Source organism: Mailhella massiliensis (genome assembly GCF_900155525.1).
Taxonomy (GTDB): domain Bacteria; phylum Desulfobacterota; class Desulfovibrionia; order Desulfovibrionales; family Desulfovibrionaceae; genus Mailhella; species Mailhella massiliensis.
Genome location: NZ_LT706952.1, coordinates 999,743 through 1,025,497, shown reverse-complemented (window position 1 = coordinate 1,025,497; position 25,755 = coordinate 999,743). Strand labels below are relative to the sequence as shown.

At 56.4% G+C, this 25,755-nt stretch carries 17 protein-coding genes and 1 tRNA gene; 5 read left to right on the top strand and 13 right to left on the bottom strand.

Features of this window, described 5'->3' with window-relative positions; all coding sequences use genetic code 11:
• Positions 1-36 precede the first annotated feature (36 nt).
• Positions 37-375 (top strand): P-II family nitrogen regulator, encoded by a 339-nt coding sequence (locus tag CZ345_RS14950; RefSeq protein ID WP_077073861.1) that lies wholly within the window; start codon positions 37-39, stop codon positions 373-375.
• A 471-nt stretch (positions 376-846) separates the two neighbouring features.
• Positions 847-1,332 (top strand): type III secretion system chaperone, encoded by a 486-nt coding sequence (locus CZ345_RS14945; protein ID WP_077073860.1) that lies wholly within the window; start codon positions 847-849, stop codon positions 1,330-1,332.
• Positions 1,333-1,612: 280 nt separating this feature from the next.
• Here CZ345_RS14945 and CZ345_RS14940 read toward each other — a convergent pair whose 3' ends face one another.
• The 5 genes from CZ345_RS14940 to CZ345_RS14915 all read right to left on the bottom strand — a co-directional run bounded on the left by CZ345_RS14940 (position 1,613) and on the right by CZ345_RS14915 (position 11,708).
• The gene (locus CZ345_RS14940; RefSeq protein WP_077073859.1) at positions 1,613-2,071 is read right to left on the bottom strand and encodes a type III secretion system chaperone; all 459 of its coding nucleotides are present in this window, start codon (positions 2,069-2,071) and stop codon (positions 1,613-1,615) included.
• 24 nt (positions 2,072-2,095) lie between these two features.
• Complete coding sequence (locus tag CZ345_RS14935) at positions 2,096-6,418, bottom strand: hypothetical protein (protein WP_077073858.1); 4,323 nt, start codon at positions 6,416-6,418, stop codon at positions 2,096-2,098.
• A 601-nt stretch (positions 6,419-7,019) separates the two neighbouring features.
• Positions 7,020-8,675: an FAD-binding protein gene (locus CZ345_RS14925; RefSeq protein WP_077073856.1), complete on the bottom strand. Its 1,656-nt coding sequence runs from the start codon at positions 8,673-8,675 to the stop codon at positions 7,020-7,022.
• Entirely contained in the window at positions 8,672-10,600 is a 1,929-nt protein-coding gene (locus CZ345_RS14920; RefSeq protein ID WP_077073855.1) for a TRAP transporter permease, read from the bottom strand. The genes CZ345_RS14925 and CZ345_RS14920 overlap by 4 nt, the downstream gene beginning before the upstream one ends.
• A gap of 109 nt (positions 10,601-10,709) precedes the next feature.
• Positions 10,710-11,708 (bottom strand): TAXI family TRAP transporter solute-binding subunit, encoded by a 999-nt coding sequence (locus CZ345_RS14915; protein WP_077073854.1) that lies wholly within the window; start codon positions 11,706-11,708, stop codon positions 10,710-10,712.
• 248 nt (positions 11,709-11,956) lie between these two features.
• Here CZ345_RS14915 and CZ345_RS14910 point away from each other — a divergent pair, with 248 nt between their 5' ends.
• The 3 genes from CZ345_RS14910 to CZ345_RS14900 all read left to right on the top strand — a co-directional run bounded on the left by CZ345_RS14910 (position 11,957) and on the right by CZ345_RS14900 (position 15,960).
• Complete coding sequence (locus CZ345_RS14910) at positions 11,957-12,916, top strand: LysR family transcriptional regulator (protein ID WP_077073853.1); 960 nt, start codon at positions 11,957-11,959, stop codon at positions 12,914-12,916.
• A gap of 177 nt (positions 12,917-13,093) precedes the next feature.
• Positions 13,094-14,500, top strand: coding sequence for a Trk system potassium transporter TrkA (trkA, locus tag CZ345_RS14905; RefSeq protein ID WP_077073852.1), 1,407 nt, complete (start codon positions 13,094-13,096; stop codon positions 14,498-14,500).
• Positions 14,500-15,960: a TrkH family potassium uptake protein gene (locus CZ345_RS14900; protein ID WP_077074135.1), complete on the top strand. Its 1,461-nt coding sequence runs from the start codon at positions 14,500-14,502 to the stop codon at positions 15,958-15,960. Before trkA ends, CZ345_RS14900 begins: the two co-directional genes overlap by 1 nt.
• Before the next feature lie 161 nt (positions 15,961-16,121).
• Here the strand turns inward: CZ345_RS14900 and CZ345_RS14895 are convergent, their stop codons facing one another.
• From CZ345_RS14895 to CZ345_RS14860, 8 genes are all read right to left on the bottom strand, one after another.
• Entirely contained in the window at positions 16,122-16,394 is a 273-nt protein-coding gene (locus CZ345_RS14895; RefSeq protein WP_144277386.1) for a hypothetical protein, read from the bottom strand.
• Positions 16,395-16,712: 318 nt separating this feature from the next.
• Positions 16,713-16,788, bottom strand: a tRNA-Val gene (locus tag CZ345_RS14890).
• 78 nt (positions 16,789-16,866) lie between these two features.
• Positions 16,867-18,015 carry an iron-containing alcohol dehydrogenase gene (locus CZ345_RS14885; protein ID WP_077073850.1) on the bottom strand — a complete coding sequence of 383 codons (1,149 nt, stop codon included), beginning with the start codon at positions 18,013-18,015 and terminating at the stop codon, positions 16,867-16,869.
• A 111-nt stretch (positions 18,016-18,126) separates the two neighbouring features.
• Complete coding sequence (locus tag CZ345_RS14880; RefSeq protein WP_077073849.1) at positions 18,127-19,050, bottom strand: glycyl-radical enzyme activating protein; 924 nt, start codon at positions 19,048-19,050, stop codon at positions 18,127-18,129.
• 84 nt (positions 19,051-19,134) lie between these two features.
• Positions 19,135-21,627, bottom strand: a complete 2,493-nt coding sequence (hpsG, locus tag CZ345_RS14875; RefSeq protein WP_077073848.1) for a (2S)-3-sulfopropanediol dehydratase — start codon at positions 21,625-21,627, stop codon at positions 19,135-19,137.
• A 94-nt stretch (positions 21,628-21,721) separates the two neighbouring features.
• On the bottom strand, positions 21,722-23,593 hold the full coding sequence (locus CZ345_RS14870; RefSeq protein ID WP_077073847.1) for a TRAP transporter large permease: 1,872 nt from the start codon (positions 23,591-23,593) through the stop codon (positions 21,722-21,724).
• A 171-nt stretch (positions 23,594-23,764) separates the two neighbouring features.
• Positions 23,765-24,778: a TRAP transporter substrate-binding protein gene (locus CZ345_RS14865; RefSeq protein WP_077073846.1), complete on the bottom strand. Its 1,014-nt coding sequence runs from the start codon at positions 24,776-24,778 to the stop codon at positions 23,765-23,767.
• Between the two features lie 145 nt (positions 24,779-24,923).
• A complete protein-coding gene (locus tag CZ345_RS14860) occupies positions 24,924-25,754 on the bottom strand; it encodes an amidohydrolase family protein (protein WP_077073845.1) in 831 nt (276 codons plus the stop codon).
• Position 25,755 lies beyond the last annotated feature (1 nt).

Genomic DNA, 25,755 nt, shown 5'->3' with positions numbered 1-25,755 from the left:
GCTTGCTTGGAGTAAGGCCGGTAAAAGGAAAAAAAGATGAAGAAACTTCAGGTGATATTGAGGCTGGAAACCGTGGAAGACGTGAAGGAAGCTTTGAGCGCCATAGGTATAGGCGGCGCGACGCTCATGGAGGTGCGCGGCTTCGGCAGGCAGCGCGGTCATACGGAAATTTACCGCTCCCGGAAAATGGAGGTGGATTTCCGCTCCAAGATGATGCTGGAAATCGTCATGGAAGATGAAAAGGTGGACGACGCCGTGGAGGTCATTCTGAAACATGCCCGCACGGGCGCTGTGGGAGACGGCAAGATCTTCATTCTGCCGGTGGACAACGTCATACGCATCCGTACGGGAGAATCGGGGAAGGACGCGCTGTAGTTGCCCCGGGAAGAGAAGAACTTCAGGCACCGCCGCAGACGTACATTCGCGTATGGCTGCGGTGGTGTTTGCTTGCCAGTATTTTTTGTCGTTGCAATGCGGTCGGTTCTTTTCCCCGCGTACTTTCTCCATGGCGGCGTTCTGCCTCGCCGCCATGCCCGGGGGACCGCCGGCGGTTCACTCCGGGACTTATGGTGCGTCCCCTGCCGGGGAAAGAAGAACCGCAGGGTCGAAAGACCCGGAGAGGGAGTGCCCGTCACGGCGTTCCCTCTTTTTTTACCGTTTTCTGCCAGAGATGGGGCAGAGTTTTCCGTTTTGAGGGAGAGGCAAAGGGCCTTTCCGATGATTGAAAGGGGATTCTTTTCCGCTTATTTCAAGAGAGAGGACCGGTTACGCGTCGTTTTTCGACAGGTTCGCGGAACATGATCCGGTATGATTCTTGCAGAAAATGTCAGGGTAAGGAGGCAGAGTATGAGTCAGTACTTACCATATATTGATGCGCTCAACAGGGAAACGGGGCTGGATATCCGGCTTTCTTCTTCCGGCAGCGCGTATCTGGAGCTGGAAGACAGGGGAATACTGCTTCAGTGGCTGGAAGCGCAGAACATGTTCGTCATTTATGTGGAACTCGGTTCTCTTTCCGGCTGGCGGGACGAGCAGGTTCTGCGTCAGCTGCTTTCCGCCAACTTTCTTTTCCTCCAGAGCGGAGGAGGCGCGTTAAGTTATGACATTTCCGCCAACAGGGTTGGGCTGAATTATGCCGTGCCCGTGTACGGATTGTCGGCGGAGGATTTTCTCCGCAGACTCGATGCCGTTGTTCTTCTTGCGGAGCATTGGCAGGAGAAGCTGCGCGACATGGCCGCCGAACAGGAAAAGCTCGCCTTGCAGGCCATGACGGGGAATGAGGAAGCAGCCGATACGGGTACGTATGATGCCATGACCATGCTGAGAATATGAGGGGCTCCGAAGGAACGTACGTTTTCTTCCCGCTGCGTAGGGCTGCTCGGCAGTATCTCCCGGTAGTTTTGTGGAAATCTGCCGGGAGCGGGAGTGACTCCGCCCGGTGAGAAAATTTTTGCTCTACGAGCTGTTGCGGCGTAATAGGGCGGCGTTTTCCCGGAAGACATGAACGATAAGGGCCTTCCCTTTTGGGGGAAGGCCCTCTGTTTTTCTCAGAAGAGTCTGCACAAGCCTTGCAGGATGGCGGAAGAGCGTTAAACACGCTTTCTGTTGGACGTCATGCCCACAGCATATTGCCCATGAGAGGAGAAAGCTCCGTATTGCCGGAAGGTTCGGCAAGGCGCTCCTCCATCTCGTCAATGAGTTCCGTCGCATGTTCCGTAAAACGGTCGAGGACATTGGAAAGCCGTGCGGCACTGAGCGCGGTCACGTCGAGCACAAGGGAGAAGATGAGGGTGCGCGCAGGGGCGTACAGTCCTATGTGCCCTCCGCCTGTTTTTGCCCCGAGCAGGTTCTTTTCCAGCAGAAACTCATATATTTCCGATGCGGCGCCGGGAGAAAGCCTGCCGATGCTGCAGTAGAGCGCAACCTTGTCTTCCGCTTCCAGGTATTCCATTCCGATTTCCAGCCCCTTGATATTGATGAGCGACGTGCCGGAAGCACTGATGGACGCGGGGGGAAGTCCGGCTCCGGCAAGAGCCTCGGCAAGCATGGCATGCAGCGATTGAAGAGACATGGGTGTTATTCCTCTGTAGCGGTATTATGCGTCCTGGGGAAGCGGGATGTTCAGAACATTGCCGGACCTGATGCGGGCGAAGGTGTTGTTTCTTGCGTACTGGAACGCGACAAGCCCCGGCGACCAGTTCCGGGAAATATCGGACGGGGCGACATTGCGTATGCTTATGCGCGTGGGCGTGTAGGAATCGGAAGAAGCCAGCAGTTCGTGAGCCTTTTTCAGCGCGGCCTTGCGGGCGTCCTCGCCGTGGGCCATGCGCGCTTCCACAAAGAGCCTGCGGGTTTCGTCCAGTACGGCGGGCTTGAGTTCACGGTGCACGGTAAGGAGTGCCGTGGGCGGCATGCCGCGCAGGAGCCTTTCAAAGGAATCGGAAAAGGCCGCGTCCTGGGCGATGCGCTCCCTGATGGAGGAGGGCAGGAGCAGCGCCCGGGTGATGTCGTGCAGGGCTCTGTTTTTCAGCAGACCCGCCGCGCATTCCGTTTCCATGCACGTCGTGGGCATGATTCCCTGCGGGCCGGTATTGATCTTGAAGCGCTGTTCCATATCCAGGGAAACTGCTCCGGCAAGGGTCGCCTTGGGGCTGCCGATGTAGACGTTGCCGTGGGAAATTCCGGGGGAGGCGCTGGCCGCCAGCGTGACTTTCGTCTTGATGCCGAAGGTGGTGGTTTCGCCCGAGGCGTTCTGTTCCACCTGCTGCGATACGTCTCCTGCTGCGGAAACGGCAAAGGTGGCTGACCCCGAGGCCGCGAAACCGAGGGGAAGAAGCTGCTGGAACAGAGAGATCATGAGGCCGAGGGAAACGTCGCCGGAAACGGCGTCGCCGTCGATGAAGCGCACCTGCGAGGCGCACAGCCACAGGTCGGGATTATATGTTTCGCTTGAGTGTTCGTGCAGCCCGGAATCCGGCCTCATAAAGGCGTTGAGGAAGGCTTCGCAGTCTTTTTCGCTTTTAAAGGTGAGCGCAAGGCCGGTTTCGCCTTTGCCGCCCACATTGCCGCCCGGGATGAGGGTGAGCGGGGTGTGAGGTATGCCGATCTTCATGGTGGCGCCCAGCGAAGCCGCGAGTCCGCCCTTGAGTATGACCTGATAGCAGCCGCCGCCCACGTTGCTGACGCTCATGCTGCTGTTTGCCATGAGGCGCAGGCGCAGGGAAAGCGGGTGTGCCAGGCTGACCATGCTGATCAGCGATTTGGAAGAGGTGAAGGGCGTGAAGATGGCCCCCGTATCCATGACCAGACCACGGGATTTGTCGTACACGAAGCCGGAGCCGGGCATGGAGGCTTCGCGCATCAGGGCGCGTATGCCTTCGGCTCTGCGCCGTTCGTCGGGCAGCAGGGAGTGATTGATGAAGTGACGTGTCTGCTTCCAGGCGGAGAAGAGGCTCGCGCCGTTTTCACGCAGTTCCCTTTTCATGGTTTCCGCGCTTTCCTTTCCCGCGTAGGCAAGATCGCTCTTTTCCGCGTCAAGGCGAAGGATTTCTTCCTTCAGTGTTCCGTCGGCAGTGGTGAGTGCGGCCAGCGTGAGCTTCACGAGCTGCTGCGTCAGCACGGCATCTATGGGCATGCCCCAGGTCTTCAGCTGTTCATAAACGGCCAGCCTGGTCGGCACGTCGTTGATGGTGAATGCGGAAAGAGGCTGCTGGGATTCGGCAAAGACCTTGTACAGCCCGGCGGCGATGGTCTGCTGGAGTCTGCGTATGTTCTCCTTGCCGAACTGGGACTGCAGCTTTTTCATGCTGCGATCAATGCCCTTCTGGAGCTTGTCCAGCTCGGAGCGCTGATTTTTGATGCTCTTGAGGGTGAACTTCGCTTCCGTGGTACGGCGGCCGTCGATGTCGACCTTCTTCTCAAAGAAGGCGAGGGCCCGTGCACGCGGAACCATGCTGTTCAGCACCACGTCCAGCGTGGGCGTTTCCTTTCTGTGCCGGAGACTGGAAGCGAGGGTGAAGGGACTTATGCCCTTCAGGCTTTCCAGAAGTGTATCTATCCGGTTCTGAAGACGTGTCCGCTCTTCATCTGTGGCGGCATGTTCGAGCTGTTTTGCCAGCTGTTCGATATCGAGCACGGTATCGCAGGTTTTCATTCTGCCCGGGCGTCTGTGCGGCCAGGTGAAGTGAAGAAGCGCTCTGTCCTCCGTCATGGCTTTGACGAGGTCTTCCTTTGCCTTTGTCGAGGCGCGCAGGCGCACGCCTTCACCCGTATTCTCGGCAAGGGTCTGCATGGTCATGGCATGGGATTCGAAACGCTGCACGTCGTTCAGAAAGACCCGTCTTTTCTGCGTCTTTTCTTCCATGCGGAGCCTGACGTCGTCGGGGTCTTCGTTGCCTGAAAGTTTTTCATACAGGGCTCTCGTCTGCCTGCGCATGGCCTCGTCCACGGCTGCGCCGTTCAGGGTCATGCCGTCCGCCTGGAAGCGATCTTCCGGCCGGATGAGCCCGCTCAGGTTGACGATGTGATGATCGAGGGCGAGGCGCGCCATATATTCGGCGGAAGTGGCGTAGATGGCGTTTTCCCTGCGGCCGGCACTCAGCGATTCGGTCAGGCTTGCCTGCTCCCGTACCTTGCGCCCGGCATCGACAAGAGCCTGCTCGCCATGGAATCCCCGGACGAAATGGTCGCAGGCCTGCTGAATTTCGTGCATGCAGCGCTGCCTGACGGCGTCATCACCCAGGGCAAGCTGCAGTTTTTGGGCATAGGCGGCGACGTTCTTGTCCAGATGCAGGGAAATGCACCACATTTCCATGTCGGCCATGATGGTTTTCTGCTCATCCGTCAGCGGGAACAGTCCAGCCTCGGCCGCATTCTTCTGCAGAACGGCCACATGAGCGAGGTGATAGTTGAAGTCCGGCAGACCGACCTTTTTCGTGAGGGCATCCACAATGTCCGGCGTGAGCATGAAGGAACGGGCGGAGGCGGCGTTCATGCCTCCGAGAGTTCTTTCGAGCGCGTTCGTACGGCTGTTGCCCGAGGGGCCCTTTCCTTCCATGAGAATATTCATGAGATGGCGGCTCGCCACCGTGCATTCATGCTGAAGCCGTACTTCCGCATCGTATTCGGGTTCCGGCAGAAGCAGTTTTTTCAGGGCAAGAGCCTCGTCGGCGTATTCCGGGTAGGCTCCCTGAAACGCCATGTCCACATAGCGCAGCGTTTCGCTCCGCTGCGCCGGGCTCCGTCGTCCTTCCTGCGTATTCGTTGCGGCAGCCCCGGAAACAAGAGCGCTGATGAGCGCGTTTTTCTGTTCCGCGCTGGAAGCCCAGGAAAGACCTTTGTTCAGAATGTCGAACATGCGCGCCGGGTTTTCTCCCGCACGCAGGGAAAGTCTCGCCAGAGCGGCCAGGGAATCGCTGCTCAGCGGACTGCCGTTTTCCGCCTGAAGCAGACCGAGCTGACGGGTTACAGCGTCGACGACGGCGTCCTCCAGAACATCGAGATCCTTTCCCACGATGCCGATGCCCCTGTCTTTCAGCGCATCAAGCATCTGTTGCGGGTCGCCCTCCTCCAGCTTTCCGAGGGCATTCTTCAGTTCCATGCCGTTCTGCCAGAGCAGTTCACATTCGACAAGAGCTTCCAGCTTCCGGGCGGGAGAGCCTTCCTCTCCGTTTATCCGTTCCAGGGTGGCGAGGGCGGCTTCCAGATTCGTGCGGCATGTGATGCTGTTGGAAAGCTGTATCTGGTATTTCACAAGCTGCGCAAGTACGATCGTATGGGAAGAGTCTTCTGCCTCTTCTGCGGAGAAATTTTCGATGAGCGCGTCGACTCTCGCCTCTTCCTCCTGCATCTGGGCAAGAGTCATATCTTTGGAGCAGAGCATACCGGGCCTGAAGTCCTGCAGAATGTCGAACACCTCTTCGGAAACGGTGCGTTCGCGCACGGCAGGCCCTTCTTCCACCGGCTTTTCCGCCTGTGTCTTTTCCGCTGAAGAGACGTCTTCACTTCTGTTTACCTCATCAAGAGCCACGGAGCCGTTTTCTGCCATGGCGGAAGCGGTCCCGCAGAGCCTGGCCTGTTCCAGCATGTTTTCCATCTGTGCCGTGCGGGCTCTGCCCTGAAGCTGCCGCGACGCCTCGCGCATGGCGGGACCGTCGTCCTTCTCCAGCGCCGAGGCAAGGGCGCGCCCTGCAACGGTTTCACCGGTTTCCTCGTTGCGCCGGGCAAGCACTTCTTCGGAAAGATCCCTTTCCGGGATATGGGTCATTTCCCGTGCCCTGTCCATTTCGTCCGTCATGAGAGGGGCGTCAGAAAGCGCTTCCTGCGCCATTTTTTCTGCCGAGTGTTCCCGTACCTGAATGCTGGAGGAATCGTCCGTGACGGGGGAATGACTGCCGATGATGGATATGTTCTGACTCATGGATCGTCCTTTCCACAGGAGAAAACTTCCGCACATCTGCATGTGGCATTTGGGGTAGCCATGCCTTTTGAAGGCGGATCAACTTTCAGTTCAATAAAACATTACCTGAAGGTGATTTTTCAGAAAAAAGATATGTCAGGAGAGAGGAGAGTGCAATCGTTTTGATGAGCGAAAAAGTTTCGGACGGAGTCCCCAGAGAATATGAAAGGGTAAAGTAATAAAGGATAGGATCCGTTTTATTTTTAGATATGAAAAGCCAGCTTTTTCAATTTGGTTATGAAAAAGCTGGCAAGTACTACGTTGCCTTCAGTCGAAAGCAAACGACTCCGGCAGAAGGCGGATAGTTATTAGACAAGATGGGTGATGGGAAAAACAATGGAAACGGCTCCTGTGGGACAACCGATACGACAGCAGGCACAATGCCAGCATTCTTTGGGGTAGCGAACATACGGGGAACCGTCTTCCTTTTTGTCAAGAATGTATCCGGGACAGCGTTCTATGCATGTTCCGCAGCAGACACAACGTTCCTTATCAAATTTCGGAGGCATGGAGTTTTCCTTTTTTGCGTCAAATCGACGGCAACAGGGTCAGGAAAAAACGTTTATTCAAGCCAGAATACCTTGGGATGTCCATCGACTTTCTGGACAGCAAGAACCTTGTTCAGGGAGGGGTCGGGGTTCGGGTAATCTGTTCGCAGATAGACGGTATTTGCAGAGGTTTCCTTTCTTTCCAATGTACAGAGAGTTGCAAGACGACACATGGTCAGAAGGTCGAACGCTTCATGGATGCGCATGAGTTCATGCATGTTTTCGGCATACAGATCGTCTTTCAGAGCAGCGATGCGGTTGAGGCTGTCCAGAGCCTGAAGCATCCCTTTTTCATTGCGCACATACCCCATGTAGTAACTCATGACTTGTCGTATGGCAGATTCAAAAGGCTCATGAGTGGTGTCTCCGTCGGAGTAGAGTGGGCGCAGAACACGGGATCGTTCTTCCTCCAGTTCCTCCTGTGTTGCCTTGCCGGAAAAATTCTTCATATCTGCCGCGGCCTTTGCCGCGAATTGTCCTGCTGCATAACCGCCGCACATGGCACCAGAAAAGGCGTGGAATCCTGAACCGACGAAAAGTCCAGGAATGGTGCTTTCGAAGTTGGCGTCGCGATCGACCATGCCATCGAGGTTGAGTTCCCCTACTTCCACTTCCATGAGTTTTGTGGTGAAATCGACACCCTTTTGCGCTGCATAATCAGGGAAGGTAGCCTTGTCTCCGGGCATGAGATCATGCTCGAGGCAGTCACGGACGTCGTCGGGCAGATGACGCATATCCATGTAGAAAGGGGGGCCGTTGCCTATGATTTGCTCGCAGTAGGTGCCGCGGGAGAACAAATGGCGCGGTGCCTGTTCCGTCATAGGATGGTATCGTGTCATGAAGCGTTCGCCCTTGAAGTTCAGGGCATGAGCTCCCGAGCCGGTAATACCGTTCATACCCGGGCTGCCGAAGCTTTTGGGAAGAACCGATGAGGTCTGGCGTACGTCAAGCAGGGTGATTCGGGCTCCCGCCTCATAGGGAAGCACATACTGTGAACCAGTAATGTAGGGAGGCAGCTGGGAGTTGTAGGGGTTGGTCGTAGAGTTGAAGGTGACACGTTCCACTCGTGGCCCGAGTGCCATGACCGCTGTTTTTGCGGTGATGTTGTGGAAGGTACCGTCCAGAACATTGTATCCCATGGCTCCGGCAAAGCGTCCATTTTTGATGATGAGCTTGGTAACCATGATGCGGTCGAGAACAGCAATACCCATGGCACGGATTTTTTTCGCTATGAGGGGTTTCATGTATTGACCGTGATGGATAAGTATCCACCAGTGACCGGGCTGTCCGAATCCTTGGGTCCGCATAAAGGAGCCATCGGGGTTTCTGCGGAATTCGATACCTGCTTCAGCAAGGAAGTCCAGCATGTGCGGCATGGACTGTCCCCAAGCCCGTACAGTTTCAGGATGAAGGCCGCTGCCGGGTTTGTCGTAGAAGCGCACCAGATCTTCGACGGAGTCGTAAGGTTCGTCGGAATTGAGTACGGCCATGAAGTGGTCGTTGCCTCCACCGATGCAGCCGCAGCTTTCCAGCAGGCCCTTGTCTACGATCATGGCGTGCAGGCCGGCTTCATGAGCTGCTAGGGCGGCTGCACAACCACTGGCTCCGCCACCGAGTACGAGAACATCAGTTTCATGTGAAATAATGTCCCTGTTCAATAAGTCAGTCATATATCCTCCTTGGCTTTTCTATTTGGTAACGTGTTCTTTCCTCTGCAATAAATGGCGTATTCTCGTAAGAGATACATGGAAGCAATAATGCAGCATGTGGCAATAGTATAGGGAGAACGAATAAATAGAGTCATAGTCATGGATAGGGATATGAACAGTGAAACGCATCTTTCTGCTAATGGAAGACGTCGTAGGAAGAATCCTGTCGTACCCATGCATAAAAATATTACTGCTATGATGGTCCAGAAAAAGGCCATAAAAGTAGTAGCAATGCCGTTGCCTTGTCCGATCATCAGCTCCGGCGAGAAAATGGTCAGAAAAGGAATGAGAAAACCTACGCAGCCGACTTTTGCAGACTCCATAGCGGTTTTCATGTAGTCTGTTTCAGCAATACCCGCTGCGGGAATGGCGGCGGTGGCGATGGGCGGTGTAATGGCAGAGAATGCCGCAAAGATGAAAACGAACATATGTGCAGCGAAAGCGGGAATTCCGAGATTTGACAGTGTGGGCACGCCCACCATGGCCACCATGAGGTAGGCGGCCAACGTCGGTACCCCCATGCCGAGCAGAATGCAGACTCCAGCGGTAATGAACAGGGCCAGAAGCAGGCTGCCGTCGCAGAACATGGCAATAATACCGGGTACCCGGATGCCGAGAGATGTTTTAGTAATGGTAGTGACGATGGGACCGAGTACGGCACAGGTTACGGCTATCTTGGCACCTGTCACAGCTCCTTCACGGCAGGCTGGAATCAAAGCTCCGGGCATATCCTTCAACTTGCCTTTATAAAACAGTAGGGTAGCGTTGATGGCGAGCAGGATGAGCATGGCCCAAAAAATGGTGAACATGGGAGAGAAGCCGAGAACGAGCATGGCGATGATGAGGGAAAGAGGGCCGAGGAACAGAGGTGCTTCGAGAAGAAATTCCCGCGTGGTAAAGGTGCCTGCGCTCATCCTGTCTGCGCGGATACCCAAGCGTTTTGCCTGCAGCTGCGCGTAGAGCCCAACAGAGAAAAAATAAAGCAGAGCGGGCAGAAAGGCGGCAGCCATGACGTCGGCATAAGGGCGGTGCGCCATTTCCGCCAGAACAAAGGCCGTGGCTCCCATGACGGGCGGCATGATCTGACCGCCGGTGGAAGCGGCTGCTTCGATGGCTCCAGCCTGTTCAGGCCTGTACCCGGCCTGTTTCATAAGAGGAATGGTGAAAACGCCAGTTGTTGCTACATTAGCCATGGCGCTTCCGGTAATGGATCCCACTAGGGCACTGGAGACGACAGCGGAAATGGCAGGTCCGCCCGCAAGTCTTCGCCCAACGATGAGACCGATGCGGTTGAAGAAGCCGGATGCCCCTGTCGCCCCGAGAAAAGAACCGAAGACGACGAAGAGAAAAATATAGTTAGCGCTGACGGAAAGCGTTGTCCCGTATAGCCCCCCTGAAAAGCCCATAACATAGGAAGTGATAAGCTCGGGGTAGGTGATTTCCGGGGCGGCAAGAGGACCGCTTATGAAATGCCCGAATATTCCGTAGGAAATGAAGAGCAGAGCCACCAGGGGAAAAATGATGCCGAATGCACGCCGACATGCTTCAATGGAAAGAATAAGCAGAAGGCTTCCGACAATCAGGTCTTGTCCGGTTAAAGCTCCGATCGGTCCTCGCAACATTTCCAGATCGTCGTATTCCACGAATATGTAGGTCGTAGCATAGAGGGCGAGCAACGCGAGCAGAGCGGCAAGAGCTTTTCCCACCCAAGATGGTGCCTTCTTCATGGACCAGAGGAACACGAGCATCATGGCCAGCATAAGGTGTAGATTTTGATGCTTTATCGGGGGGAGACAGATGAGCTGGGTATAAGCCATCTGATAGATGATCATGCCGATGGCCAGCAGAGTGACTGCGGCCATAAGCAGGCGGTTTAGGCGTTCCATACATATCTCCGTGTTGACTGTGTTGTGCGGAATTTCCGAATGTCATCGGATTTTCCACGTTATGCGGTACAGGATGCTTCGGGAATTTCCCGAATCCTGTTCGTATGCGTCAGCGCAGTCCTTTTTCACGGTAGTAACGGAGAGCCCCGGGATGAAGCTGGTCATCTGTCAGAAAGTTTTTGTCAGGTACGGTGATTTCAAGGGACATGTTTCTGCCTACAGGAGAAATTTTTGCGATGTCTTCCTGGTTTTCGCACAGAATTTTTGTGATGGCATAGGCGAGGTCTTCGGACATGTCGGTAAAAGCCATGATTCCAATGCGCTCCTCCCAAGCGGTAACGTCGCGGTCGGGAACATTTTCACTGATGGCTCCTCGGGGAATGACGACGGGAATATATGGCAGACCGTTTTCCCGAGCGGCAGTCTTAATGCAGGCTTCGTCAATATTCAGAAAATAAGGGACTCCTTTCGATGCGACGAGTTCGGCATATATGGATAGTGGAGTCCATGGTCCAGAAGGGTTCGTAGAAACTCCCAAGGCGGCTGCGTCTATAGTACCGTCCATAAGGGCGCTTTGCAGGGATCCCCAGTTCATATAAGATGGCGTAGTATTTGAAATATCACCGATTCCCTTGCTGATGATGCTCCAGTGATCCATACCGCAGACTGAAGGACGAACGGACATCCCGATGCGTCTGCCTTTGAGATCTGCAAGACTCTTGATGTCGGGTTCATAGGTGATGAGTGTCTGAACATTTCTTGTCGCAAAGCCGAGCACTTTAAGGTTGGGGTAGGCTTTGGGGAAAGGTGGCTTGCCCTGCGTTGCCATACGGAATGTGAGTGCACCGTAGGCCATAAGCATCTTGTCTGGTCTGGCAGAACCCTTGATGACGGAAGCTGATGCACCACTGGTTTCAACGGGAAGAAGCTCATAACGTGGTGCCACCTGCTTGAGAATTTCGGATACAGCAAAGCTTAACTGGTAGGTAACGGAACCGAATGCTCCTGCGCAGATTTCATACTTTTCTGCAGCATGAGAATTGCCGGGCATCCAAAGCGCAGTAGTCATGACCATACAGGCGGCTGTACGAAGCATTCGGGTCAACATGGAATCCTCCTTTGATGGGATTATCCGACGGCTGTATGCCGAACGGGGTATGATATTTTTATGTTTATAAGTCCCTTATCCCGGAAGCAAGTCAGATATTTTGAAAGAAGGTTAAAAATAATAAGTCTTGACAAATAGAGTAATTAATATAAAATATAAATTTATATTTTTATTAAAAATCATATGTTATTTTCGTTTGGTACTAGGGCAAAAGGTATACTAATAGTCTTCCCGGGAGTAGTGAACGAATGATCTCTGAAATTAGTGGAGATTTTTTGCAATGGCTTCGAGGGTTTTATCAGGTTGCCATAACGGGAAGTGTTACCCGGGCTGCGGCAATCATGCATAGAACGCCATCATCCATAACGTATCAGATTCAGTCGTTGGAGCAGGCTCTGGGCAACAGTCTCATAACCAGGAGTGGAAACCGTTTGATACTGACGTCGGCAGGGAGGGAGCTGCTGAAATGGGCAATCCGTACCTTTGATGTTGTCAGTGCGCTGCAGGGAGAGCTTGCATGTACGGATGGAGTCTTGAGAGGCGTACTTTCGGTTGCGGGAATGCGTCCAGTTTTTCAAATGTTTCCTTTTTTGAATACGCTCCGGGATTTTTTACAGACCTATCCCAAGGTTCGCGTGGAGCTTTTTCCCGGTGATCCTGATAAGCTGATCAGGGATCTGGAAATGGGAATGTATGATTTTGCCGTGTTGGGAGTTCTTTCTCCTCCTTCAACATGCGTATTTCAGTCTTTTTTCACTTCACCACATATGTTGATTGTTGCCCGAGAGCATGATTTTGTTCTGGATGACGAGCCTACACGGGAACAATTGGCGGAAGTACCATATATTGAGTTCGTTCGTCCGCATCTGGATAAGGATGATGCTCCCCGCGTCTTTTTTCCCGATGTTGAGATGTTATTTCCCAAGCGTGCAAATTTACGTTGCAGTAATCGACAGACGATTATGGAGTATGTGGCTGCGGGATGTGGTGCGGCCGTTGTCGATGTTTGGAGCCTGCTTTCAACTCCGCAGGCAATATCCCGCGTACAAGCCTACAGTTTGGAGCATTATCTTCCCCAGCTACAGTACGGACTACTCATGAGGAAGACAACGGAACTTACTCCTCCAGGTAAAGAGTTTGTCCGTCGACTGGAACACAACATGAAGAATCTTGAATTATGCTCAGATAGTAAAAATATGATTAAATAAATACTATTTATAGTTATTTATATTATTGATATGAATATTAATCGTTGTTAAAATAATTTTGTTGTATGTAATATATATAAATATTGTATGTTTTTGATGGATAAGTTGAAAAATATGATTATAATGGTATTCTGAGACATATAAGTTTTGGCCTTATCATCTCCATCGGGAGCAGTCATGTTTTTCAAAGGAACCACCAGGCCTTCCTCCGGGCGGATCGTCATCATCGGTGCGGGGGAAGTAGGTTTTCATACCGCGAGAAGGCTTGCCGAGGAACATCGGCAGGTCATTGTCATCGATCAGGATGAAGAGCAGCTTCACAACATTCAGGAAGCGCTGGACGTACAGACTCTGGAGGGCTTCGGCGCAAGCCCGCAGGTGCTGCGCGAGGCGGAGATAGACAAGGCGGAGCTTGTCCTTGCGGTGACGAATTCCGATGAAGTGAACATCATGGCCTGCATGTTTGCCAGAGAACTGGCTCCCCGCGCCATCAGGGTGGCGCGCGTGCGCAAGCCTGATTATCATCTTCTTCCGGGCTTTCTGGAAAACAAGCTGGAAATAAGCCTTCTGGTGGACCCGGAAGAGGAAATCGTCAACACCATTTCCCGGCTTATCACCATGCCCGGCGCCGTGGAGTATCATGAGTTCGCCGACCGGCGCATACGCATGACGGGCATGAAGGTGGACAGGGGGCCGCTTATTGATCTTCCGCTCTTCCGTTTCCGCGAGGTGATGCAGGAAGAGCGCGTCATGATCGGCGCCATATACCGCGACGACAGGCTTATTGTTCCTTCCGGCTCCGATGTCATCCGTCACGGAGACGTGGTTCATTTCATTTACGAACCCGCCGCGCTTCCGGCGATACTGCGCGCGCTGGAACAGAGGCGCCGTCCCGTGCGCAGCGTGTGCGTCTACGGCGCGGGGCGCATCGGCGTGGCGCTGGCGCGGCTTCTGGAAACGATGGGCGTCCGTGTGTGCATGATCGTCAACGACGCGGGCGCATGCGAAAAGCTTTCCCGGGATCTGCATGCCACGCTGATTCTGCACGGCGACGCCAGAGACAGAAGCCTTCTTGAGGAAGAAAAAATAGGCGAGATGGACGCCTTCGTCGCCGTTGCCGAAAATGAGGAGGCCAATATTCTTTCCTGCATGCTGGCCAAAAAGCTCGGCGCTCCCCTTGCCGTGGCCAGCATCAACAAGGCCGAATACCTGACGCTGGCGGAAACCGTGGGCATCGATCATGTCGTGAGCCCCCGCATCGCCACCGTCAACAGCATTCTTCACTACATCAGGCATGGAAACGTACTCGCCTCGGTATCGGTGAGCAACGAATCCGCGGAAACCATGGAAATTTTCGTGGAGGGCGAATCCGCTCTCTGCGGACGGAAGCTGCGCGACATCTGCCTGCCGAAGGGCGTGCTTTTTCTGGCCATCGTGCACGGAACGACGGTGTTCATTCCCCGCGGCGATACCGTCATTGCGGATGGCGACAGGGTGCTGCTTCTGGCGGAAAAACATCGTATCGCCGAGCTGGAAAGAATTCTCGGAGAAAACGCTTCCTGCGAATGCGGGGCCACGTTCTGATGACGTTCTGGAATATTCTTTATCTTGTCGGCATCATGACGGCCTGCGTGGGCGTCATGCAGCTTTTGCCCCTCGTTCTGTCCTTCGGGTATGGCGACGGAGAGACGGCGCGCCTCGCCCTTTCCTGTGCGGGAACCGTGCTTTCCGGCCTTTTCATGGTGTATGCGGGCAGGAAGAAACGCCGCAATCTTCTCAGCAACAGCGAGGCCTTGGGTTGTGTGGGCCTGTGCTGGATAGTCGCCACATGTGCGGGGGCGCTGCCTTTTATCTGTACGGGCGTCATGCATCCCGTGGATGCCTGGTTTGAATCCGTTTCAGGATTCACCACCACGGGCTCCACCGTGCTTTCCGATATCGAGGCTCTCCCGCAGAGCCTGCTTTTCTGGCGCAGTCTCAGCCAGTGGTGCGGCGGCATGGGCATCATTGTTCTTTCTCTGGCCGTGCTTCCGCATCTCGGGGTGGGCGGCATGCAGCTTTACCGGGCCGAAGTGCCCGGCCCCACGCCCGACAAGCTGGCGCCCCGCATGCAGGATACCGCCAAGATTCTGTGGGGCGGCTACTGCGTGCTTACCTTCGTCATGGTGCTGTGCCTGCTTTGTGCAGGGATGAATCTGCTCGATGCCGTGAACCATGCCTTCACCACTCTCGCCACGGGCGGCTTTTCCACGAAAAACGCCTCTGCTGCGGCGTTTTCTCCGGTGGTGCAGTGGATCATCATTGCCTTCATGTTCCTTGCGGGCATCAATTTCACGCTGCATTTCCGCTTTATCACGGGTACATGGAACGCCTACGGCAGAAGCGAGGAGTGCCGCTTCTTCGTGCTGCTCTGCGCTCTTCTTATTGTTCTTACTGCGGGCTATCTGTACGGGAGCGGAGCCTTTGCCGTGCAGTCTGCGGCCGATATCGAAAGGCTGATACGGGGAGCGGCGTTCCAGATAGTTTCGCTTATTACAAGCACGGGCTTCGTCAGCGAGAACTACAGCCTCTGGCCCATCGGCATCACGCCTCTTTTTCTGTTTGCCATTTTCGTCGGCGGCTGCGTGGGGTCCACGGCGGGCGGTTTCAAGATCATGCGCATCATGGTGCTCGGCAAGGTGCTGCGCCGGGAGTTCTTTCTCATGCTGCACCCCCGGGGTGTTTCATCCATCCGTTTTCAGGACAGGCCCCTTTCGGAAAAGATCATTGCGGGTACCGGGGTGTTCTTCATCACCTATCTGCTCGTGCTTTTTGTATGCACGAGCGTACTGCTTTTTTACCGCATCGATTTTCTGACGGGTTTTTCCGCCGTGCTTACCTGCCTTTCCAACGCCGGACCGGGCTTCGGCTGCGTAGGAGCAGTGGACAACTTCGGCTGGATGCCGGAAGGTGTCAAGGTGCTGCTTTCTTTCTGTATGCTTGCAGGGCGACTGGAATTTTACGCGCTGCTCATTCTGCTGCACCCTTCGCTCTGGAAAAAGTAGCGCTTCGGCTGGTTTCTTTTCCGTAAAGAGGCAGGGCCAGATGAGGCCGTGTTCCGGGCGTATTCCGGTAAAAGTCACGGCGGATTCCGTGGCACGGCGCTGCTCTTCCGCGCTGTGCGCCTTTCTCTGTCCGCCGGGCATGGCCTCTGGTCTGCCTGCCTTCAGAGATACATCCGGGGACACTCCGAGGGGCAGGGTTTTCCGCTTTCCGGCAAAGCGACAGGAGAGTCCCGGTATTTTCCGCCTTGCAGGTTCAGCCCGCCGCCGTCGGCTTCCTTGTCCACCTTCTCCCCTTTCCGGGCGCGACCGAACAGCGCTTTTCCCCTGGAATCTGTCAACGGCATGGAAACTTCCTGTTGGTATCTCGACTTTTCATTCCCGGCAGACGGGAACAGATACCAACAAAAGTACCAACAAAAAATGGCGTCGTCCATGTACTGCCGCGGTTCACGCCGGTTCATGCCAGGCGAACGAAAAAGAAAAAAGAAAGTCCCCGCAGACGGTTACAGACTGCGGGGAACTTCTATGGATTTTTGGGGCAGGGCCGGGCCGTGTCAGTCAGTGCCATGGCTGCCCCCTGTAGTGCCATTTCCGATAGTGCCATCGGAAAAAAGAGGAATGTGTCACTAAAAATGGCACCTTTTCAGTGACATGTATAGCGACATCATGGGAGGTCATGAAGCGGAGAAAAAGAAAAAAGTAAAGCCTCACAAGGCGTTTGAAGCTTTATGAGGCTTTAAGATGTGTTTTCCTGGTGGGCGGTAAGGGACTCGAACCCCTGACAGTCGGTGTGTAAGACCGATACTCTACCAACTGAGCTAACCGCCCCTGCCGTTTTTCTAGGGGAAGAGAGGATTCCTGTCAAGAAGTGCATTCCCGACCGGTGAAAAACGGCCGGGAACGGACTCAGAACATTTTTTCCAGCAGCGGGCGCATGTTTTCCTTCGTCACGGGAACGGGGCACAGAGTGGCGAGGGGCTCATGAGCCACGGCGTCGGCAAGCGCGTCGAGTTCGGCATCGCCCGGCTTTTTCACGCCCAGTTCGGTCAGGCCGAGTCCGGCGCAGAAGTCCCTGTAGGCTCTTGCGGTTCTCTGACCTATCTGTTCCGGGCTTTCGCTTCCGTAGAAGGCGGCTCCCAGCAGCATACCCACCTTTTTGACTTTTTCAGGGCAGGTTGAGGCCATGAACTCCAGCGTGGGCGGCAGGCTGAAGGCGCAGGCCCTGCCGTGGGGGATGTGATAGGTTGCGCCGATGATATGGGCGATGGAGTGTCCCACATGGGCGGAGGCGCAGGCCAGCATCCAGCCGCCGAGACTTGCACAGCAGAGCATACGTTCCCGGGCTTCCTTGTCGCTACCCTGCCGTACGGCACGGGGCAGGAAGGCGGCAACGTCTTCCATGATTTTTTCACAGATCATGTCCGTCATGGACGAGGCAAGGACGGACATATACGATTCGCAGGCATGGGAAAATACGTCGAGCCCCGTGATGAGGGTGAGCATGGGAGGCATACCGGCGGTGAGTTCGGGGTCGAGAATCGCATATTCGCTCATGCCTTCCACCGCAAGGATGGGAGCCTTGATGCCCCGCTCGGTATCGGAAATGATGAGTCCGTTGGAAAGTTCGCTGCCCGTGCCGGAAGTGGTGGGGATGACGATGAGTCCGTGCGCGGGGGTCATTTTTCTGGCCGGGTCCGCATAGTCGAGAATATGCCCTTCATTGAAGCGCAGGATGTTGATGCCTTTGGCCGTATCGATGGAGCTTCCGCCCCCCGCGGCGATGACGCAGTCGCAGCCCGCGGAACGGCAGAGAGCTGCGCCCTCGTCCACCAGAAAGGCGGGCGGGTCGGGCTGCACTTTGTCGTACAGCGTACAGGAGAGACCCTCGGCAGCGAGGATGTCCTGAATTTTTCCGGCAAGGCCCATGCGGACTATGCCTTCATCACAGACAAGAAAGGCGTGGCGGTATCCGGCTTCCTTCATGAGAGAGCCGAGCTGACGGACGGCTCCGTTTTCTTCCAGTATTTTTACGTTCTGAAGCAGGGAAAAGTGCATGATTTTCTCCTTTTGAGGTGAAGAGCCTTCGCTTCGGCCCGTGCTCGGGGCGTGCAGGGAGAGCACCGCGTTCCGGGGAAGGCGGTGGAGGAAGATGGCAGCGAAAGGGATTCAGGATGCAGAAACGGGAGAAGCGGGCATGACGGAGGCCGCCAGAGCCTGAAGTCTTTTGAACCCGGCGTCATCCAGAACAGCGTCGCCCATGGGGTATTCCTTACCGAGAAAACGGTATTTGGATTCGCCCATCTTGTGATAGGCGAGCAGCTCGTAGGCCTGAACGCCCGTTTCCCTGGCAAAGGCGGCGATGTCGGCAATGGCCTTTTCCGTGTCGTTGACGCCGGGGATCACCGGAGTACGTACATGGATGGTCAGGTCGGGGAATGCCTGCCGTGCAGCCCTGATGTTGTCGAGAATGCGTCTGTTGGACTGTCCGGTGAAGCGCCGATGCGTTTCTTCATCAAGCGTCTTGATGTCGACGAGAAGGTAATTGAGCAGCCCCGCCGCCTCCAGAAAGATTTCTTCGGGACAGAAGGCGCAGCTTTCCATGGCACGGTGAATGTGCCGCTCCTTTGCTTCCCGCAGCAGAGCAAGAGCGAAGCGCGGCTGGAAGAGGGGTTCTCCGCCGGAAAGGGTGAGTCCTCCGCCGGAGCGGGCGTAGAAGAGCGAATCCTTTTCCACATCGTCGAGAATGTCCTTCACCCGGCTTTCTCCTCCGTAGAGGAACATGGCGTCCGCAGGGCAGGCACGTACGCAGGCCTGACAGCCCGTGCAAAGCTCATGCTTTTTGGAAATGCCCTGAGCCGAGAGGGAGAGCGCCTTCTGCGGACAGGCCTGCACGCAGGAACGGCAGCCGATGCACAGCGTATCGTTCCAGGCGATGTCCGGGGCGATGTGCTGTGATTCGGGGTTGCTGCACCAGCGGCAGCGCAGCGGGCACCCCTTGAGAAAGACGATGGTGCGAATGCCCGGGCCGTCGTGCACCGAGTATTTCTGAACATTGAAGACGACGCCTTTTTCCATGGCATCTGCGTACATGGATCATCTCCGGGAAAGAGGGGAAGGCGGTCGCCCGCCCCGGCGGGGGAACGGGACGGGCGGCCTTTTCGAGGACTGCGCAGGTCAGATGCTGGTCTGTTCCGTGCGGCTGATGAGGTCGTTCTGCAGATCGCGGGACAGTTCCGTGAAGTAGGCGCTGTAGCCCGCGATGCGGATGATGAGGTTGCGGTAACGCTTGGGGTCCTCCTGCGCGGCGAGCAGCGTTTCACGGTTGATGACGTTGAACTGCAGATGCCAGAGCTTGAGGTCGCAGAACACGCGGATGAAGCTCACCAGTTTTTCCGTGCCGGAATCGCCTTCCAGGCACTTGGGAGAGAACTTGATGTTCAGAAGGCGGGCGGCGCGTTCGTTGTAGTCCCAGTTCTTGGTGTTGTAGTTGGAAATGATGGACTGCGTGGGACCGTTGAGGTCCGCCCCCTGCGCGGGGGAGGAGCCGTCGGAGAAGGGCATCCAGGCCTTGCGGCCGCAGGGCAGAGCGCCCACTTCCTTGCCGTGGGGCACGTTGGCCGTGACGGACACGGTACGGATGTCGATGTGCAGCCCGGTTTCCGGCGCATACTTGTGGCAGTATTCCTGCGTTGCACGGTCCACGGCGAGTCCGATGGAGTCGGCGTACATGTCGTTGTTGCCGAAACGCGGTGCACGGGTCAGGCGCAGGCGCAGGGCTTCGTGACCTTCAAAGTCGTCGTCCAGAGCGCGGATGAGTTCGTCCATGGTGACGGTTTTGTCTTCATACACGCACTTTTTCACGGCGCTCAGCGAGTCCACCAGCGTGGCGAAACCGATGATGTCCACGAAACCGAGGTCGATGCCGCCGGGGATTTTCTCATCGGTATGCAGATCCATGCAGGAGGCCATGCAAAGGTCATGCAGGCAGGAGGCCAGAGGTCCGGCGAAGTGGCGGGCGCGGGTATGATGGATGACGCACTGTTCCACATAGGAGGCGGCGAGAAGGTGTTCCTGCTGCCTGAGGTAGGCCTGCCAGAATTCCTCCCAGCCGGAGAAGGAACGCGGATCGCCGGTTTCCAGACCGATGACCTCGTCGCCGTATTTCTTCATGCGGCCGTTGCGGAGCACCATTTCCAGCGCAGCCCCGAGGTTCACCTGTCCGCAGGAACTCGTCATGGTGTCGCGGTTGGGCATACGTATTTCGGCGCAGCCGGAAGCCGTGTAGTCGAAGATGTCGCCCAGAGGCGCGCCCTTGGCCAGATGGAGAGGAATGATTTCCTCATCGTTGAAGAGCTTGGGATAGCCCTGGCCAACCTTGATGGTTTCCGCGATCTCCCACAGAAAGCGCTGGGGAGAACGGGAGTGGATGCGCGTGGCAAGGTCGGGGTAGGGCATGGGGGAAGACTGCCGCGACTTGAGAATGAGGTAGGAAAGCTCGTTGGTGGCGTCCTTGCCGTCGCGGGTCTGTCCACCGATGGTCACGGCTTCCCAGTGGGCGTAGCCTTCCTGCGTGGCGAGGCCGCCGGGAGAAAGGGAAATGTCGGTGAACTGGGCCATGCCCACCCACATGCAGTCGAGCATTTCCAGCACTTCGTCGTCGGTAATGGTTCCGGCCTCCACGTCCTGCTTGTAGAGACGGTAGAAGTACTGGTCCATGCGGCCGTTGGAAATGATGGTGCCGGTACGCTGTTCCAGGCGGGAGAACATCTGGGCGAACCACTGGGCCTGCACGGCTTCACGGAAGTTGCGGGCCGGAAATTCCGGCACATGGGAGCAGCGTTCGGCAATGTCCAGAAGTTCCTGCCTGCGGACGGGGTCCTTTTCGGTTTCGGCCATGGAGCGGGCCAGCTCCGCATGTCGGTGCGCCCACAGGACGATGGCGTCGCAGGTGATGATCACGGCTTCCAGGAAGGGGCGCTTCTTCAGCGTGTCCATGGGGCTGAGGGGATCGAGGGCGGCGAGCTTTTCCTCGGCCTCGGCCTTGATGCTCGCAAATCCCCGGTCGATGACCTTGGCGTAGTCGAGCACCCACTGCTGGCTGGAGCGGTAGGAGGCGTTTTCGCTGACCACGAAACGGGTCTTGATGCCGAGCTCGTCGTTGTAGGCGAGGCGGTGCACTTCCGGCGGCAGGGAACGGTTGAGATCTTCATGGAAGGTTTTTCCCTTCCAGTAAGGGGTGATCTCGTTGCGGACTATGGCCGCCACTTCGGGGGAAACGCTGATGGGAGCGGCGGTTTTCGCTTCGGCCAGGGCATCGAGGGCGTCGGCCATGAAATCGCCGTCCAGTTCCGGGTACAGAATGCCGTAGCGGCCCGTGGTGCCGCAGCGTCCGGCCAGAAGCTGGCGGTCGTCGATATGTACGGGAATGTTTCTGGCGATGTTCATGAGGGCCTTGGCCCAGCGCAGATTCAGGGGCTGACCTTCGGTTTCCTTCATGGACTGGGTGAAGAGCAGGGCGCGGTCCGCGTCGATGATGGGAGCCATGCCGTCGAAGGTTTCCAGAATGTCGAAAAGTCTCTGATGCTTTGCGCGGTTGGGATTGTCCTTGCCCGCGGCCTTGTCCTGAAGAATTTTTTCCTGAGTGGAAAGAGCGCAGCAACAGCTCATGGAAAACTCCTGTGAAGAAGCGGAGAGCCTCCGCTGTTGGGAAGAAGATGCGCGGGACGCAGGGGATGCCCCGCGCATCATGCCGGAGAGAGAGTTACATCATGCGGTTCGGGAGGAACAGGGAGATGGAAGGAACATAGGTAAGAACGAAGAGCACCGCAATCATGAGAATGATCATGGGAATGGCCGCCTTGGCGATGGCCTCCACCTTCAGCCCGCTGGTAGCGCTGGCCACGAAGAGGTTGGAGCCCACAGGGGGCGTGACAAAGCCGATGGCGAGGTTCACGGTCATGATAAGGCCGAAGTGGATAAGATCCACGCCGAGCTTCGTCGCGATGGGGGCGAGGATGGGGGTGAGGATGATGGTGGCTGCGGCAGGTTCCATGAGCGCGCCCACGACCAGCAGGAAGAGGTTGATGAGCAGCAGTACAAGATACTTGTCGTTGGTGACGGAGAGAATGGCCTTGGCGATGCTTTCCGGCACCTGTTCAAGGGCGAGCAGGTAGCCGAAGCTGCTGGCCATGGCGATGAGGAAGATGATGACGGCGCTGGTGGTGCAGCATTCGATGCAGACGCTGAAGAAGTTGTGACGGTTGATGCCCTTGTACACGAAGATGCCGACGAGAAGGCCGTAACTTGCGCTGATGGCCGCGGCTTCGGTGGGAGTCATGATTCCGCCGTAGATGCCGCCGAGGATGATGACGGGCACCATGAGCGCCCATTTGGCTTCCCATATGGCTTGGAGGATCTGCTTTTTCGTGAGCTTTTCGGGATTGCCTCTCCAGTTATTTTTTTTGCTGAGGTAGTAGCTCCAGCCCATGAGCACGGCGCCCACGAGAATGCCGGGAATGATGCCGCTTAAAAAGAGCTTGCCGATGGAGGCCTTGGCGATGACGCCGTACACCACCATGGGGTTGCTCGGCGGAATCATGACGCCGATGGAGCCTGCGCAGGCCACGAGAGCGGCGGCGAAGCGCTTGTCGTAGCCGCGTTCCACCATGGCCGGAATGGTGATGGCTCCGATGGCGGCCACGGTGGCCGGGCCGGAACCGCAGATGGCGGCGAAGAACATACATGTGAGTACGGTGGCAAGGGCCATGCCGCCCACGGCCTTGCCTACAAGAATGTCGGCCAGGTTGATGAGCTGCTTGGAAAGGCCGCCCATGCCCATGAACACGCCGGCGGCCACAAAGAAGAAGATGGACATGATGGTGAAGGAATCAAGCGCGGAGAAGCATGTGGATGCCTGCGTGGAAATGTGCAGAAATTCCGAATTGTACAGGGCGGCCATGGCGGAGAAGCCGAGGGTGACGGCGATGGGCACGCCGAGCATGAGGCAGACGAACATGGTGCAGCCGAGCACGGTGACGATTTCCAGTTCCCACTGGAAAATGATGGGCGTGGCGAGCAGCAGACCGGCGGCAATGGCGATGGCGGAATCGAGAAGGCCCGTTTTACGGATCTGCCGGATGAGATTCTGGATAAGGCGTATGCTCATGAGCGCGAAGCTGATGGGCAGAACAACATAGGGGTAGAAATAGGAAACGCCCATGGCCGGGGAGAACTGCGGCTTATCCAGCTGAAGCATGGAAAGGTTGTAGCAGAGGTAGGCCAGAACGCAGGTGAAGACGAGGAACAGTCCTTCATCCAGCACCCAGAGCATGTTCTGGATGCGCTTGGGCATGGCATCGAAGAACAGCGAGATGTTGATATTGGCGCGAGCCTTGATGAGCAGCGGCACGGAAAGGTAGGAAAGCCAGATGAAGCACCACACGGCAAGTTCTTCCACTTCCGCCGTGGAACCGGCAATGCCCAGTATGTTCGTGGCGATGTGGCGGAACAGTACCTGATAGGTGATGAGGGCTATGGACATCAGAAGGGCGATGACCAGAAAAGGTTTTTCAAAGTTTTCGTCAAGCCAGTGCAGGATGCCGCCCTGGTTTGGTGCAAGCTTGTTGTCGACCATGAAACTCCTCCCGGAGCATTGCGTTATGTTTGTTTATTGCGGCCGGGCCGCGTCCACTCTGCGGCGCGTACCCATTTCAGCAAAGCCCCGAACCTGGGGAGTAGAGTCTGGCTTTCTGAATTGCCGTACGAGGAAAAGAGGCCCGGAGTGTTCACGCTCCGGGCCGGGGAATTACTTCTGGGCGTCCTGGAGCAGCTGCACCATCTTGGGATCGAGCTGCGGGCCGAACTCATCCCACACGACCTTGAACTTTTCCTTGAGGGCGGCCTTCTGGGCGTCGTCGAGGAAGTTCACCTTCACGCCGTTCTGGTTGCAGTATTCGAGGCCTTCCTTTTCCAGCTGGTCGAGCAGCGTCCATTCCCATTCCTGGGCTTCCTTGGCGGATTCCATGACGGCCTGCTGGATGTCGGCGGGCAGGGAGTCGTAGAACTTCTTGCTCATGCAGCCGATGTGGATGGGGAAGTTGTGCTGGGTCACATACATGTACTTGAGGATTTCGGCGCGGCCGAAGCTCTTCATGGAGAGGAAGGAAAGCAGTTCGCCTTCCACGGTGCCCTGCTGAAGGGCCTGATACACGGCGTCGAAGGCCAGAGCGGTGGGGTTCATGCCCACGGCCTTGCAGTTGGCGATGTCGATGGGGGAGGGAGTGGAGCGGATTTTCACCCCCTTGAGGTCTTCCACGCTCTTCACGTCTTTCGAGGTGAAGGCCCAGGAGCGCATGGCCGTGGCGTTGAACATGAAGGGATACAGATCCACGGTGGCGAGCTGTTCCACCAGATACTTGTTCAGATCGCCGTAGGCGAGGGCCTGCATGTAGGGAATCATCTTTTCAGGATCGCACATGTAGGGCATGTCGAAGGCCAGGGCGCTCTTGTGGAAGCTGGAGAGAATGTTGGTGGCGATGGAGGCCACTTCCAGGTTGCCCTGCTGCACGGCTTCGCCGGCAACACGGTCGGAACCGAGCACGGCGTTGGGGTAGATTCTCACCACCACGCGGCCGTTGGTCTTCTTTTCCAGAAGTTCCTTGAACTTCTCATAGCCCATGGTGAATTCGTTGCCTTCCGAACCGGTGTGGGAGATGCGGATAAGGATCTTTTTCTCCTTGGCTTCGCTCTGCTGGGGCATGGCGGCGCCGAAAGCGGCGATGAGGCCGAAGACCAGGCAACCTTTCAGGAACTTGTTCATAGATTCCTCCGTTAGAATGTTTTGCGGGACGGGTCTCATCCGAACATGACGCACGGCATGACCCCATGACGTGTGCTTCCGGCGCTGCGGCCGGTTCTGGATGCGTAGTTCTCACGCCCGGTGAATGCCGGGCGGGGTTAGCGGATCAGAGTCCGAGAATCTTCGCCGCGTTTTTGTACATGACGCATTCTCTCGCCTCCTGCGTGAAGGGCAGGGAGTCGTAGAGCTTCAGCGTATCGGCGATGTGGTCGAAGGGGTGGGCGCTTGCAAACAGCACCTTGTTCATGAGCTGGCGGTTCGCCGCATGGACGTACTGCTCCACGTTGAAGAGCATGGTGCAGGCGGAGAAGTCGAGATAGACGTTCTGATGGCGCGTGGCCACGCCCACCATTTCCATGATCCAGGGATAGGCTCCGTGACTGACGATGATGGTCAGTTCGGGAAAATCGGAGGCCACGCGGTCGATGAGCCAGGGGGCGTGATGCTCCAGCACCACGTGGGGCATACCGCAGGAGCAGCCCGTGGTGATGGCCACGGGAATGTTTTCTTCGCAGCAGGCGGCGTAGAAGGGGTAGTAGAGGGCGCTGTTGACGGCCACGCCGGACATGGCCGGATCGATGGAGGCGCCCTTCACGCCGTATTCCTTCACCGCACGACGGAAGGCGCGCAGCGCATCCATGCGCAGCAGCGGATCGATGCCGTAGAAGCCGGTGAAGAAGTCGGGATACTTCTGGATGCTTTCCAGCATACCGGGATTGGTGGAGGCGGTATTCACGCTGGAGGCGATGTCGCGCCCGGTGACCACGGCGTGCACCACGTCGAGATCGCGCAGCATGGCCACTTCCTCATCCAGTGTTCTGGCAGGGCGGGCGGCAAAGTTCGTGGCCGCACTGAAGGCCTGATAGAGAGGATTGGTGAGAATGCCCTGAAGCGTTTCGCGCGTAGCCGGGCGGAAACGCATGTCGATGATGCTCATA